We start from the raw sequence: 14344 nt of genomic DNA, 5'->3' as shown, positions 1-14344 counted from the left end.
TATTTGCCAAACAATATATTCATACAAATGCTTTATCAGCAGCCAGAAGTATTTTCTGGTCCTCTTTGGCTATCATTGTCCAATAAGACTGCCCCAACAGATATCTATCATTTTTCCCGGAACCTATTCTTTTTTCTTTTCATTTTCTTCATAAAATCAATTTCTTCATAATCATCTTCCTGTATTTCTGGAAGCAGGCCACTTAATACATTAAGAATATTATCATCCTGTTTTGAAAGAGTGTTGGAAAAATCAAATAAATGGTGCACACCTGTTTCATCAAAATTGAACAGATTTCCCAGCTTTAAAATTGAGAATTGTTTTTCAGAAAGGTCTTTATTATCTTCATTTGTATTATTCCAGCAATCATTAAATGAACTCGCAGAAAACTCTTTGCCTAACCTTGATCCGTTCCAAATTGTTTTAGAGTGATGATCAATAAATGTCATACCATATATCCTTCCTTGTTCATTTCTTCTCACAACCATATCAATGCCTTTGTCAGCCAATTGTTTTTTTAAGTCTTGTTCACCTTTTGAATAGTGTAAAGCATCCCCGATTTTTGATTTTAGGATGGATTTGACCCAATGATTTTTCATATTTGTCCTATTATACTCAAAATGTTTTTCAAGAAAATCAATACCGGTGTTTTTTCCAATTAAGGAAGCTTTCAATGGACTTCCTGTTTTTTTACCCGACTCATTTAAGGGAAAGTACAACAAACCTTTTTTTAGTTTTCCATGCAGCTTACCTTCCACTTTTTCAGTGGTAATATTAAAAAGAGAGAGAAGAGCATTGTATTCACCCAAACTCTGAAACTGATAGTATTGGGGCAGGTGGCGGATAACTGAAGAGATCTGACTTTTTATATTACCTTTTACATAATCCACTGGCTGGAAAATCTTATCATTTTTCCGGGGTACTTTATCAACTGCACAGAGCAAACCAAATTTTTTTTCCAACTTCCGGCAGGCTTTCATTGATCTTATTTTCTCGAATGAATCAGAAATCTTTTTACCTGTATCATCTATACAGACAGATACAATATGAATGTGACTTCTTTCAATATCTGTATGTTTGAAGACTATAAAAGGCTGGTCTCCATAACCCATTTCCTGCATGTATTGCTCAGCAATTTGCTTAAATTGTTCGTTGGAAACCTTATCTTTTGGGTCGGGATTAATGGAAATATGTAATGTATGCTTTTCTGTTTTTCGGTTAGAGAGAAGGTAGGGCTCAAAAGAACGCATTAATTCTGGGATTGTAAACTCTCCACAGCTTGTTTCCACTATCTTATGGGTAAAAAGAATTTTACCTTTTTCTTGCTGCACTTTTATATTGTTATATGATAAAGCTCCAAAGAGATTACTGCTTCTTCCGATTTTTGCGATCATTTTATTATTTATTTTGTAAATGTTTCTGCTCAAAGTCCCCGGTAATCTGAATAACTTTTTTTAAAATTTCTATCATTTCTAATGTTTGTTTTTCCAGTTTATACAGAAATAATGCAGCTTTTTTTTCAGAAAAGTTGCTGTAAAGGATCTTCACAATCTGATTGTAATTGATACCCACTGAGCGAAACTGACTGTAAAATGAAGTCAATCTCATGTAAAAATCAATGGTTCCTTTATCAATTCTGATGGTTTGTATCTTTTTATCAAAAATACAGGAGGTAATAAAATGGGCTTTTACATTCATTCCGGACTGTTCGAATAAACTAAGGAAACGGGCATGTTCAGCTTCATTCAAAGAGATAGTATATCTAATCTTGGCAGGATCAACTTTAGGATGTCGTCCTCCCTTTTTCTTTTGTTCATTGTTTTTATCATTCATAATCTTCTACTTTAATATATAAACACCGACTTCGGAGGTTGTTTTTCTGCCCCCTGCAAGGGCAAGTTGTTTTTAGCATCGGAAATCATTTCGAGATGCTCAAAACACAACTTGCCCCTTTCGGGTGAAAGAATAACCCCTTAATAACCAATGTTTTTTACTGTTACAAAGTAACTCTGAATAGTAAAGAATATAGATAATAATAAAAGCGCCAAACATAGACACTGCAAGCCAAAGACAACAGTAGAAGAATAGGTGGCAGTTATATACTTTTTATTTGCGCAAGACTCTCAGCAAGATTGCTGTCAAATTATCTTGTTTGATATCCTGAGCCCCTGCATGCAAGCGTTCAGGATCGTTTCAAGAAACTCAGGCAGGATAAAAGGGATTCATTAAGGACTTCAATGCAGCAGAATATATTGGATCCTTTCATTCAGGATTGATTGATTGATTGATTGATTGATTGAAATTGCGTTAAGAAGCTATCCAGAACTCAGGGCTTCCGGCTATCAGCTGTATATCACACCTAAATGGACCCTCTACAGATCAAATATTAACAATTAAATATCAAATAAAATGCAGACAAAAAAACGACCATCCATTATTACATTCTCCACTCAAAAGGGTGGGGTAGGAAAAAGCACATTTACAACTCTTACTGCCAGTATTCTTCATTATCGTCTGGGATATAATGTTGCAGTATTTGACTGTGACTTTCCCCAGTACAGTTTAATACAAATGAGGGAAAGGGACTTAAAAACGGTAATGCAAAATGAAGTATTAAAAAAAATGGCTCATAAACAGTTTACTACCATAAATAAAAAGGCTTATCCAATTTTCCAGACTAGAGCAGACACGGTTTTGGAGGAAATTGAAAAATATTTAGATCATCAGGAAATAAGACCTGATATTATATTTTTAGATTTACCAGGAACAGTTAATACAGCAGGTGTTTTAAGAGCGCTTGCAAGTATTAATCATATATTTTCTCCTATCACAGCAGATCGCCTGGTACTAGAAAGTGCGCTCAGCTTTACAGATGTATTGACCAATGTGCTTATGAAGGAAAAATATACTGAGATTAGAAGTATTCAGCTTTTCTGGAATCAGGTTGACGGTAGAGAAAAAACCTTATTATATGAAAATTATGAAAAAATTATCGATGATTTAGGTCTTCAGTTAATGAATACAAGGGTTACAGACAGTAAAAGATTTCGTAAGGAAGGAGAGATTGCCAAAACTGTCTTCAAATCGACCTTATTACCAGCTGATCCAAAATTGATGGCAATATGTAGATTTGATCAGTTTATGAATGAATTTTTAGAGATTGTCAAATTATAAAGTATGGAAGACCATAATAATAAAAATGAAGAGAATCGTATTGATGAACAGTATCTGATGTCTATTATGGCAGGTGAAACAAAAAAAGAATTAGATGCTCATAAAAATATAACGGGAAAAGCTTCAGAGACAGTAAGCCATAAAGTTAAGACCAAGAAGAACTATGAATTGACATATGATGAGAAGTTTCTGAAGTATCATACGATGAGCAAACGCGGTGATAAAAGTATTTATATACGACCTGAATATCACGAACGTTTAACAAGAATAATACAAATTATAGCGGATGACCAAATTCCTTTGTATGCATATCTTGATAATATTCTAGCGCATCATTTTGAGATGTTTGAGAAAGAAATTACAGAGGACTTTAACAATAAATACCGTCCTATCTTTTAATATATCAACTTATGGAACACATTATTATAATAGGCTTAATTATAGTCATTGTATTGATTGTTTTGGATAAAAAGCCCAAAACCTATATAGAGAAATCAAAGGATAAAAGTACGCGTGATTTTCCATCGATAATGGGCAATACAAAAAAGGACACTAAAGATATAAACTTATTCAGCGCTGTTGAAAGACCTATTCACTACAATGAAAAATTCTCAGAAAATTTAAATTCAGAAACTTTTGACGAAATTATTGACAATATCGATCAGAGGAACGATTTAAATGAAATTCTTATTACAATGAAAGATTTGGAAAAAGAGGAGGAAGATTGGCTTTATCAAGCGAATAATGGTACCGAAAGTGGCTTTGCCTCAGGGGTCACTTTTGAAGAATTGACCACAGTAGGAAAGTTACTTCAACAAAAGATATTAGAACCTGCTTTGGAAAAAGATGTGATACATATTATTCAAAAAGTTCATGGAACCGAGCTCTTAAGTCTGTTGGAAAATTCCATAGAAAATTCCTCACTCAAAATAGCAAGGCTATTGGACAATACATATCCTTCTGAAGCTGAAACCGATCCTTTTAGTACTGTCAATGATTTTGATATTGAAGAGTTTATATAAGCTTTTCAACAGTAATTATTTTTTATAATTTTCGCAAAACTTGTTAAAATCTTCTTCAAGATTATGTATATCTAGATTGAGCAGGTATAATTGTTTGAAAAAATGAGGAAGATCCTTTTTAATAAAATCTTCCTTTTTATAGGCAAGTACCAGCTCGTATCCTTCCTTAGTTATAGAGAAACCAATACCGCGTTGATTCATAATGATCCTTTTTTGCTCAAGAAATTCATAGGTGCGCACAATCGTGTTAGGGTTTACAATGAGCTGTGTGGCAAAATCCCTTATAGAAGGAATACGTTGTTCCGGTAGCCACTGTTTTAAAAGAATATTTTCGCAAATGATATCTGCTATTTGTAGATAAATTGGTATTTGATCTCTGAACTGCATTTTTACAAACTATAATTTTTTAGTTTTCGATACGCTATAAGCCAAAAACTAAAGGTAAAGAATCCATAAATAAAAAGATAAAGCGTATCTGCTTTTACTTGCAAATTTACTAAAGCTAATGCAAAATAGAATAAAGTAATGACTAATAAAGTTTTGATGTATTTAAATTTACCTAGAATGATGGATCCCAAAGTGAAAGCTGAATGAAAGAAGAAAGCAAAGGTAATACATTTAATGTCAGTCATGACTTTAATATTCGTCCAGACATCAATTTTTTTTATTGCCACAAAATCAGCAGAAATATGCTGTAAGGCCATGGGATAGAAAATATTCCAAAGAAAATATAAACCAATAAAAGCACTGATAAAAAATACAATCCAAAACAAAATTGCGGTTATCATAAACTTTGCAATATATTTTTCTGCAGTTGTGTTAGGAAGCATCAGGATGTAGATCGATTTGTTATTATCGGTACCAAGATCTGCAAAACTTCCGGAAGCCAAAAAGCTTATAAAACCAAACATCTGAAGAAAAAATGCTAATTTAATGCTGGTAAGGTTAGTAAATATATCTTTTTTTTGAGTAATAAGCCAGAGGGCTGTTAAACTGTATAGAAGCCAAAAAGCAAACATCGCCATGATGATAAACATGTATTTTTTACGATTTGTTTGCCATTCGATAGCTAAAAACTTGTTAAACCGGGAGATTGAAAAAAATTCTTTCATAATTTATTTTATTTAAATAGTAACGTTATTTTTTCTTGTTGATTAAGTAAAGCATGATACAACAATTCAATATTTAAATTTGTTTCCTTTTGTGTAAGATTAGGACTAATGGTCATAAATCCCTTATAGGTTTGTTCACTGTATAAAGCTTGTTCTGCTTCTGTAGGATCTTTCACAATATCAAAGTCTAATTTGTTAAGGATATCGGAGGTACTTTGATGAAATATAACTTTTTGTTGCCCCAGAACGGTAATACCATCTGCCAATACATCCATATCTGAAATATCGTGGGTCCCAATAATGACCATTTTATCATCATTGGCCGTTTCGGCAAGAATTTTCCTAAATTCCTTTTTACTCTTAATATCAAGACCATTGATTGGTTCGTCCAACAAAATGATCCTGGCGTTAGTAGCAAAAGCAAAGGCCAGAAAAAGTTTTTTTCTTTGTCCAAAGCTCAGCTCAGAAATATGAGAATCTTCTTTTACTTCAAACATATGAAGATATTTGAAAAAAAACTCTGTATTGAACCGTGGGTATAAACGACCATATAGAGTCACAAACTTTGTTACAAGCATGTCTGGGCAATACATTCCATCTGAGATAAAGCAAATATCCTGGAGCTGTTTTAAATTCCGCTCGAAGGCGGGAGAATTATTAACCTCAACACTCCCATTTTGTGGATGATGCAAACCCGCAATGCATCGCAAAAGAGTTGATTTTCCGAACCCATTTGGTCCAAGTAAATAATATATTTTACCAGGCTCGTACTGAAGGTTAATATCATTCAGTACTTTTTTTTTCGCATAAGCGAAGGATAAATTTTTAAATGTAATCATGTGTTTTAGTGTACTGGTTTTATAGTACACTGCAAATGTATGATCTTACATTTCAATCAACCTAATTTTGTCTAATGATTCTTCTGTAGATTTTTCACTACACTTTTTTATATTGCTGATATTTAGCTTTTTAAGCTTCTGTTGAGACTTATGAAGCCAAATATTACTCTTCAAAGACAATTAAAAATCAGACGGTTTTTCTCCATCATTTTTGTTTCAGAATCCTGCAGGGTGCAGGTATATAACTAAAAAGGTAAAAAATGGAAAAACAAAGAAAAAAACGGCTGTATGTAAGCTTAGCATTATTGTTTACAACAGGGGTGTATGCACAGGGAAATGGTAGTGCGGGAATCAATGAGGCTACCCAAATGGTGACCTCATACTTTGAGCCGGCCACTCAACTAATCTATGCCATTGGAGCTGTTGTCGGGTTGATAGGAGGTGTTAAGGTCTACAACAAGTTCAGCAGTGGCGATCCTGACACGAGTAAGACTGCAGCAAGTTGGTTTGGTGCCTGTATCTTCCTCATTGTAGCAGCAACCATTCTGCGTTCATTCTTTCTTTAAAATATTGATTATGAATACGTATCATATCAACAAAGGAATCGGAAGAGTGGTAGAGTTTAAAGGGTTAAAGGCGCAATATCTTTTTATTTTCGCGGGCGGTCTTTTAGCAGTATTGATACTGGTTATAATCATGTATATAACAGATATAAACCCTTACGTCTGTTTGATATTTGGCAGCGGCAGCAGCGGGATCCTGATCTGGCAGACTTTCTCCCTCAACAGTAAATATGGGGAGCATGGGCTCATGAAGATAAGGGGGCAAAGAAAACATCCCCGGTATATCATTAGCCGCAAATGTATTTTCCGGTATCTGAGAAAAAATAATCAAAAAGAAATCTCATGAGAAATACCTCCAAAACAGCAACTCTGGAGAGTAAATTTCCACTGCTTGCCATAGAAAACAATTGCATTATTTCAAAAGAAGCAGACGTAACGGTTTGTTTTAAAGTAAGGTTACCTGAGCTTTTTACAGTTGCCTCTGCAGAGTATGATGCCATCCACGGCTCATGGTTCAAGGCGATTAAAACGCTTCCTGATTACAGTATTGTTCATAAACAAGACTGGTATATTAAAGAAAACTATGGTCCGGATCCGTCAAAGGAAGATCAAAGCTTTCTTTCAGCATCTTTTGAAAGGCATTTCAATGACAGACCCTTTTTAAATCATTACTGTTATCTGTTTATCAGCAAAACAAGTAAAGAGAGGCTGCGTACGCAGAGTAATTTTTCATCCTTGTGCAAAGGACAATTGATTCCCAGAGAAATTGAAGGCAAAGAAGTCATGATACGGTTTATGGAGGCGGTAGACCAGTTTGAAAGAATTATAAATGATAGTGGTTATATTCATCTGGAAAGAATGACTGAAGATGAAATAGCGGGTACACCTTACCAGTCAGGTATTCTCGAACAATATCTAACCTTGTCGAGAGAGGCTTATCCTTCTTTACAGGATATTAAGCTGGGATCAGAAGAAATGCGTATTGGAAACAATCGGATTAGCATGCATACATTGTCGGATACTGATGATTTACCGGGAACGGTGTCCTCACACAGCCGTTATGAAAAACTCAGTACCGACCGGAGTGACTGCCTGCTTTCATTTGCTTCTCCTGTAGGATTGTTACTCAGCTGTAATCATATATACAACCAATATATTTTCATTGATAACAGTGATGAAAATCTGAGACAATTTGAAAAGTCCGCAAGGAATATGCATTCTCTGGCTAGATACAGCAGGGCCAATCAGATTAATAAAGAATGGATTGAAAAATACCTTAATGAAGCTCATTCTTTTGGTTTGCAGTCTGTTCGTGCTCATTTTAATGTCATGTCATGGTCTGATAATCCTTCGGAGTTAAAGCAGCTGAAAAATGATACCGGGAGCGCGTTAGCCCTGATGGAATGTAAACCAAGACATAATACGACAGATACAGCAACTTTGTATTGGGCAGGAATTCCGGGAAATGCGGGGGATTTTCCAAGCGAAGAAAGCTTTTATACATTCATAGCGCCTGCACTTTGCTTTTTTACTGAGGAAACAAACTACCAGGATTCCCCATCACCTTTTGGAATTAAGATGGCTGACCGGCTCACGGGTAAACCTATCCATCTGGATATTTCGGATCTTCCGATGAAACAGGGCATTATTACCAATCGTAATAAATTTATTCTGGGACCGTCAGGGAGCGGCAAATCATTTTTTACCAACCACATGGTAAGACAATATTATGAGCAGGGTGCTCATGTCTTACTGGTTGATACCGGGAATTCCTATCAGGGATTGTGTGAACTTATCAAGGGAAAGACAAAAGGAGGGGATGGAGTATACTTTACGTACACAGAAGACAATCCTATTGCTTTTAATCCTTTTTATACAGATGATGGAGTATTTGACATTGAAAAAAGAGAAAGCATTAAAACGCTGATTTTAACCTTGTGGAAAAGAGATGATGAACCACCCTCACGTTCCGAGGAGGTGGCGCTGTCCAATGCGGTTAGCGGATATATTGAAAAGATTAAAAGCAGGGAAGAGCATCCTTCTTTCAATGGTTTTTATGAGTATGTCAGCAATGATTACCAGAAAGTGCTAGAGCAGAAAAAAGTAAGAGAAAAGGATTTTGATATTGCTAATTTTTTAAATGTTTTAGAACCTTATTATAAAGGTGGTGAATATGACTACCTGCTGAATTCCGAAAAGCAGCTCGATCTTCTTTCCAAACGTTTTATTGTCTTTGAAATTGATGCTATTAAGGATCACAAAATCTTATTTCCGATTGTCACCATTATCATCATGGAAGTTTTTATCAATAAAATGAGAAGGCTGAAGGGGATCCGAAAACTGATTCTCATCGAAGAAGCATGGAAGGCAATTGCTAAAGAAGGTATGGCAGAATACATCAAGTACCTTTTTAAGACGGTCAGAAAGTTTTTCGGGGAAGCTATTGTGGTTACTCAGGAAGTGGATGATATCATTCATTCACCTATTGTTAAAGAGAGTATTATTAATAATTCAGACTGCAAGATCTTACTTGACCAACGAAAATATATGAACAAGTTTGATGATATCCAGACTATGTTAGGATTGACGGATAAAGAAAAAGCACAGGTTCTTTCCATTAATATGAACAATGATCCCAAAAGACTGTATAAAGAGGTATGGATCGGACTGGGAGGTACTCACTCAGCGGTATACGCCACAGAAGTTTCCAATGAGGAATATCTGGCTTATACTACAGAGGAAACCGAAAAGATGGAAGTCATGAATGAGGCTGATAAGCTTGATGGAAATATGCAACACGCCATCAGGAGAATATCTCTTAAGAGAATTAAACCTACCAAAGAAAATTAACCAATTACTATTTAGAACAATGAAAAATCTAATTATTACTATGGTTATAGCAGTTGCTATATCCTTTACATCATTTGCGAAAGCACAATTTGTAGTTACAGATCCTGCAAACCTAGCATCGGGTATTCTTAATTCCGCTAATGAAATTGTGCAAACTTCTTCAACAGTTTCCAATGTGGTTAAAAACTTTAATGAAGTCAAGAAAGTTTATGAACAGGGAAAAGAGTATTATGACCAGCTGAAAGCCATCAATAATCTGGTGAAAGACGCAAGAAAGGTGCAGCAGACGGTTCTGCTCGTGGGTGATGTTTCAGAAATGTACGTCAATAACTTCGGAAAAATGCTTAATGATCCGAATTTCAATGCCCAGGAACTGACAGCTATTGCCAACGGCTATTCAGCTCTGCTTACTGAGAGTACCGAGCTTTTAAAAGAATTGAAACAAATAATTACCTCTAATGGTCTTTCTTTAAATGACAAAGAAAGAATGGATATTATCGACAGAGTATATAAAGAAGTGAAAGAGTATCATAATCTGGTACGCTACTATACCAATAAGAATATTTCGGTAAGCTATCTCAGAGCAAAAAAGCAGAATAATACGCAGAGGGTGCTCAATCTCTATGGAACTTCTAACCAAAAATACTGGTAAGATGGAGCCTACTAATTTACATGAAGTGCTGCGCTCAGTTTATGAAGAGATGATGCCATTGTGTGCGGATATGGCCGTTGTTGCCAAAGGAGTTGCAGGATTGGGAGCATTATTTTATGTTGCCATCAAGGTATGGCAGTCGCTGAGCCGTGCTGAACCTATAGATCTGTTTCCAATGCTCAGGCCTTTTGCTATTGGGATCTGCATTATGTTTTTCAGCACTTTGGTCTTAGGCAGTATTAATGGTGTTCTCAGCCCGATTGTTCAAGGAAGCCATGCGATGCTTGAAAATCAAGTGTTGAACCTCAATGAGCTGCAGCAGAAAAAAGACCTTTTAGAGAGGGAAGCTATGTTAAGGAACCCTGAAATGGCTTATCTGATTTCCAATGAAGAGTTTGATAAAAAACTGGAAGAAATGGGCTGGTCACCTTCTGATCTGATTACAATGTCGGGTATGTATATTGAAAGAGAAATGTTTGAGATAAAAAAAAACATAAGAGACGGTTTCCGTGAATTTCTGGAAATTCTTTTTCAGGCAGCTGCTTTGGCTATTGATACCATACGAACTTTTTTTCTGATAGTACTTTCTATATTAGGACCTATTGCATTTGCAATATCGGTTTGGGATGGATTTCAGACAACATTAACGCAGTGGCTCACCCGCTACATCAGCGTGTATTTATGGCTGCCTGTTGCAGATATATTCAGTTCTATTCTTGCCAAGATTCAGTCGCTCATTATAGAAAGAGACATAGAAATGCTGGCAGATCCTGACTTTATCCCTGATACTTCCAATACAGTGTACATCATTTATATGGTGATCGGTATTATAGGCTACTTTACCGTTCCAACTGTCACCGGATGGGTGATTCAGGCGGGAGGTGGAGGAAACTTTATGCGCAATGTCAACCAGACTGCCACAAAATCAAGCAATATTGCAGGAGCGGCAGCAGGTTCTGCTACCGGTAATATTTCAGGCAGATTATTAAAATAAAAATAGTATCCTATGGAATTTAAAACTTTAAGAAATATTGAAAGCAGTTTCAAACAGATTCGTTTGTTCACTTTTGTTTTTGCTGTTTTATGTTTTGGTGTAGTGGGTGTAGTAGTGTTTAAATCCTACCAGTTCGCTGAAAAACAGCGTGAGAAAATTTATGTACTTGATAACGGTAAGTCTTTAATGCTTGCATTATCCCAGGATATGTCAATTAACCGGCCTGTAGAAGCCAGAGAGCATATAAGGCGTTTTCACGAGCTTTTCTTTACTATAGCACCGGATAAGAATGCTATTGAGAGTAATGTCAAAAGAGCATTTAATCTGGCTGACCAGTCTGCATATAACTATTATAAGGATCTTTCTGAGAAGGGATATTACAACAGAATGATTTCCGGTAATATACAGCAGCGGATTGAGATTGACAGTGTCATTGCCGACTTTAATAATTACCCTTATCAAGTAAAAACATTTGCAAAACAGTTTATTATAAGATCAAGTAATCTTACAACCAGAAGTCTGTTTACCGAGTGTTCTCTTGTTAATTCTGTCCGTTCCGACAGCAATCCTCAGGGATTTACCATAGAAAAATTTACTGTTGTTGAAAACAAAGATGTAGAAACTGTTGAACGTTAAAAAACAAAATAATGAAAACAATAAGCCACACAATACAATGCTATGCCTTATGGGCAGACAGAAAATGGAAGGATCTGCCCGTGAAGCGGCAGAGAGTACTTACCAGACTTTTTTTCGCAGGGTACACTGTTCTGACAATTCTGATGATTGTCAGTATATGCACATCGACAGGAAATAAGACCAATACAATGTTTATCGGTCATATTAGTTCGATTTCAGGTCATGCTGCTTTTAAGAAAATTAGTGAAAATAAAGATTCTGTTAGTCAGATTAAACAAAAGATTTATAATGAGAAATTCAAATAAAATTCAAATAACGGAAGGTGAGTCACCTGGGTCAGAAAATGGATCCGACAGCGTTAAAAAATTAAAGTGGGAGGGAGCTAAAAAGCCTGTCATTTATTTTTTAATGATCATAGTATGCGCTTTCTGTTTCTATCTGATCTTTAAACCCAAAGAAAGTAAAATCATCGAAGATTCTGGTTTTAACACGGGCATCCCGCAGGCAAAAGGAGACCAGCTTCAGTCTGATAAACAGAAAGCTTATGAGCAGGAGCTTTTAGAGAAGAAAAGTGAGGAAAAAAAGAATGCGATGGCAACATTATCTGATTATTGGACTGATCAGAATAAGGTACATTCTAATGTAGAGCCAGGCAGAGTGCCAGGTAATACAGATGGACATTCCTATTCTGATCGGAATGCTCTTAATAGTTATAGGGATGCCCAGAGTACCTTACATTCTTTCTATCAAAAAGATGATCAGCAGGTCAATCATCTTAAGAAAGAAATCTCAAGATTAAAAAATGAAACTTTACAAAATAATCAGCCACCTGCAGCATTCGGGATCAATGATCAGCTCGCATTGATGGAAAAATCCTATCAAATGGCTGCGAAGTATCTCCCTGCATCTTCTAAAGTGGAAGAGCATCCAGGAAAAGTTCCGGAAGATAAAAAACCTGAAGAGAAGCAGATTTTTATAACATCTGCAAAACCTGTCAGAAGAAATATTGTTTCATCATTATACAGGGCACTCTCTGACAGTTCTTTTGTGACAGAACTTTATCATAATAGGTTTGAAGGTATTCATAATGGTTCAGACAGGCAGTTCCATTCCAAAAATGTGATCAAAGGCATTATTCATGAAACAAAAGTCTTGACCAATGAAAGTACAATATTAATCAGACTTTCAGAAGCTATGATTCTCGGGCAAACAGAAATACCGGTTGGAACACTGCTTACTGCTTCTGTAAAATTTCAAGGTGGAAGACTACGGCTTAAAATATCGTCTATAGAATATAAGGAAAATATTTATCCGGTTGAGATTAATATTCATGATAATGATGGTCAGCCTGGTGTTTACATTTCTTATTCACCAGAACAAAATGCGGTTAATGATATTGTTGCCAATATGAGTCAAAGCTCAGGAACTAGTATTATGATGACACAGTCAGCCGGACAGCAGGTTAGTGCTGATTTGAGCAGGGGAGTCGTTCAAGGATTATCAGGGTATTTTCAAAAGAGAGTGAGGCAGTCTAAAGTCTTGGCAAAGGCCGGGCATCAGGTATTTCTTGTTTCAAAAAATAATTAATCACAAACCACTACATTATGAATTCAAAAATACGTCATCAAACTTTCATCTTCATTTTTATATTGCTCATAAGTAAGATATATGCCCAGGATTCTACAGTAATAGATAGTTTACCGGACGAGGCTAAAGTAGAGTCATACCGAATTGAAGTTACCTACCAGAAAACTACCCATCTCCTGTTTCCTTCATTGATCCGCTATGTTGACCTTGGGAGTGATTTTCTTATTGCTGGTAAGGCTGAAGATATTGGGAACGTTCTAAGGCTTAAATCGTCAGTACGTGATTTTGAGGAGGAGACTAATTTCTCGGTAATTACTGAAGATGGAAAATTTTACAGCTTTGAGGTTGTCTACAATTCGCATCCTAATACGTTGAGCTATGACCTTTTGAACTTGCAGCGAATGAAAGAAAAGGAAAATTTTACGGAAGTTTTCTTTGAAGATTTGGGATCAGGAACGGTTGTGCAAAGGTTTCTTGAAAACCTATACCATTATCCTAAAAGGATCTTTAAACATATCAGTACGAAAAGTTATGGAATTCAGTTTTCGTTGAGATCCCTATATGTTGATGAAGGAAAAATTTACTTTGTTATTGAGATTAAAAACAGCAGTCCAATGGATTACGAAATTGATTTTATTCAATTTAAAGTAGCTGATAAGAGAAACCTGAAGAGGACTATTGTACAGGATAAATTGCTTAAACCGATTCGTGCATATCCGCCGATTGATAATGTCTCTCATCAATCTGAAAACAGGATGATTTTTCTGCTGGATCAGGTGAGCCTGCTGGATGGGAAGGTATTGAGAATCGAGATGTTCGAAAAGAACGGAAATCGTCATCAGAAACTTCAGATAGAAAATGATGATCTTATTCAAGCCAGAATTTTAAAAGATTTACCCATACAAATGAAGTAAG

At 35.7% G+C, this 14344-nt stretch carries 17 protein-coding genes; 12 read left to right on the top strand and 5 right to left on the bottom strand.

Going from position 1 to position 14344, the window contains the following annotated elements:
• Positions 1-107: 107 nt before the first annotated feature.
• Both mobB and mobA read right to left on the bottom strand, forming a co-directional pair.
• Complete coding sequence (gene mobB, locus JOE44_RS07175) at positions 108-1394, bottom strand: conjugal transfer protein MobB (protein ID WP_209784972.1); 1287 nt, start codon at positions 1392-1394, stop codon at positions 108-110.
• Between the two features lie 4 nt (positions 1395-1398).
• Positions 1399-1833 (bottom strand): conjugal transfer protein MobA, encoded by a 435-nt coding sequence (gene mobA, locus JOE44_RS07170; protein WP_209784971.1) that lies wholly within the window; start codon positions 1831-1833, stop codon positions 1399-1401.
• Positions 1834-2409: 576 nt separating this feature from the next.
• Here mobA and JOE44_RS07165 point away from each other — a divergent pair.
• The 3 genes from JOE44_RS07165 to JOE44_RS07155 are packed head-to-tail and all read left to right on the top strand — an operon-like array spanning position 2410 to position 4196.
• Positions 2410-3174 (top strand): ParA family protein, encoded by a 765-nt coding sequence (locus tag JOE44_RS07165; protein ID WP_209784970.1) that lies wholly within the window; start codon positions 2410-2412, stop codon positions 3172-3174.
• Positions 3175-3177: 3 nt separating this feature from the next.
• Positions 3178-3573 (top strand): DUF3408 domain-containing protein, encoded by a 396-nt coding sequence (locus JOE44_RS07160; RefSeq protein ID WP_209784969.1) that lies wholly within the window; start codon positions 3178-3180, stop codon positions 3571-3573.
• 11 nt (positions 3574-3584) lie between these two features.
• Positions 3585-4196 (top strand): hypothetical protein, encoded by a 612-nt coding sequence (locus tag JOE44_RS07155; RefSeq protein WP_209784968.1) that lies wholly within the window; start codon positions 3585-3587, stop codon positions 4194-4196.
• A gap of 15 nt (positions 4197-4211) precedes the next feature.
• On the opposite strand, the gene JOE44_RS07150 is transcribed toward JOE44_RS07155, so the two are convergent.
• The 3 genes from JOE44_RS07150 to JOE44_RS07140 are packed head-to-tail and all read right to left on the bottom strand — an operon-like array spanning position 4212 to position 6147.
• Entirely contained in the window at positions 4212-4583 is a 372-nt protein-coding gene (locus tag JOE44_RS07150; RefSeq protein WP_209784967.1) for a GntR family transcriptional regulator, read from the bottom strand.
• 2 nt (positions 4584-4585) lie between these two features.
• On the bottom strand, positions 4586-5308 hold the full coding sequence (locus JOE44_RS07145; protein WP_209784966.1) for a hypothetical protein: 723 nt from the start codon (positions 5306-5308) through the stop codon (positions 4586-4588).
• An 8-nt stretch (positions 5309-5316) separates the two neighbouring features.
• Entirely contained in the window at positions 5317-6147 is an 831-nt protein-coding gene (locus JOE44_RS07140; RefSeq protein ID WP_209784965.1) for an ABC transporter ATP-binding protein, read from the bottom strand.
• A gap of 260 nt (positions 6148-6407) precedes the next feature.
• Here JOE44_RS07140 and JOE44_RS07135 point away from each other — a divergent pair, with 260 nt between their 5' ends.
• From JOE44_RS07135 to traN, 9 genes are read left to right on the top strand one after another with little or no spacing between them, the layout of a single operon-like run.
• Complete coding sequence (locus JOE44_RS07135; protein ID WP_209784964.1) at positions 6408-6713, top strand: DUF4134 domain-containing protein; 306 nt, start codon at positions 6408-6410, stop codon at positions 6711-6713.
• Positions 6714-6723: 10 nt separating this feature from the next.
• The gene (locus JOE44_RS07130; RefSeq protein WP_209784963.1) at positions 6724-7056 is read left to right on the top strand and encodes a DUF4133 domain-containing protein; all 333 of its coding nucleotides are present in this window, start codon (positions 6724-6726) and stop codon (positions 7054-7056) included.
• Positions 7053-9560, top strand: a complete 2508-nt coding sequence (locus JOE44_RS07125; protein WP_209784962.1) for a TraG family conjugative transposon ATPase — start codon at positions 7053-7055, stop codon at positions 9558-9560. Before JOE44_RS07130 ends, JOE44_RS07125 begins: the two co-directional genes overlap by 4 nt.
• Positions 9561-9579: 19 nt before the next feature.
• The gene (locus tag JOE44_RS07120) at positions 9580-10212 is read left to right on the top strand and encodes a DUF4141 domain-containing protein (protein ID WP_209784961.1); all 633 of its coding nucleotides are present in this window, start codon (positions 9580-9582) and stop codon (positions 10210-10212) included.
• 1 nt (position 10213) lies between these two features.
• Complete coding sequence (gene traJ / locus JOE44_RS07115; RefSeq protein ID WP_209784960.1) at positions 10214-11206, top strand: conjugative transposon protein TraJ; 993 nt, start codon at positions 10214-10216, stop codon at positions 11204-11206.
• 12 nt (positions 11207-11218) lie between these two features.
• A complete protein-coding gene (gene traK / locus JOE44_RS07110; RefSeq protein WP_209784959.1) occupies positions 11219-11842 on the top strand; it encodes a conjugative transposon protein TraK in 624 nt (207 codons plus the stop codon).
• 11 nt (positions 11843-11853) lie between these two features.
• Positions 11854-12147, top strand: a complete 294-nt coding sequence (locus JOE44_RS07105; RefSeq protein WP_209784958.1) for a hypothetical protein — start codon at positions 11854-11856, stop codon at positions 12145-12147.
• The gene (traM, locus tag JOE44_RS07100) at positions 12131-13429 is read left to right on the top strand and encodes a conjugative transposon protein TraM (protein ID WP_209784957.1); all 1299 of its coding nucleotides are present in this window, start codon (positions 12131-12133) and stop codon (positions 13427-13429) included. The genes JOE44_RS07105 and traM overlap by 17 nt, the downstream gene beginning before the upstream one ends.
• Before the next feature lie 17 nt (positions 13430-13446).
• On the top strand, positions 13447-14343 hold the full coding sequence (gene traN / locus JOE44_RS07095) for a conjugative transposon protein TraN (RefSeq protein ID WP_209784956.1): 897 nt from the start codon (positions 13447-13449) through the stop codon (positions 14341-14343).
• Position 14344: the final 1 nt, after the last annotated feature.

This window comes from Chryseobacterium sp. PvR013, from assembly GCF_017833095.1.
In the GTDB taxonomy this organism is placed as follows: domain Bacteria; phylum Bacteroidota; class Bacteroidia; order Flavobacteriales; family Weeksellaceae; genus Chryseobacterium; species Chryseobacterium culicis_A.
This window is presented reverse-complemented; position numbering and strand designations above follow the sequence as displayed.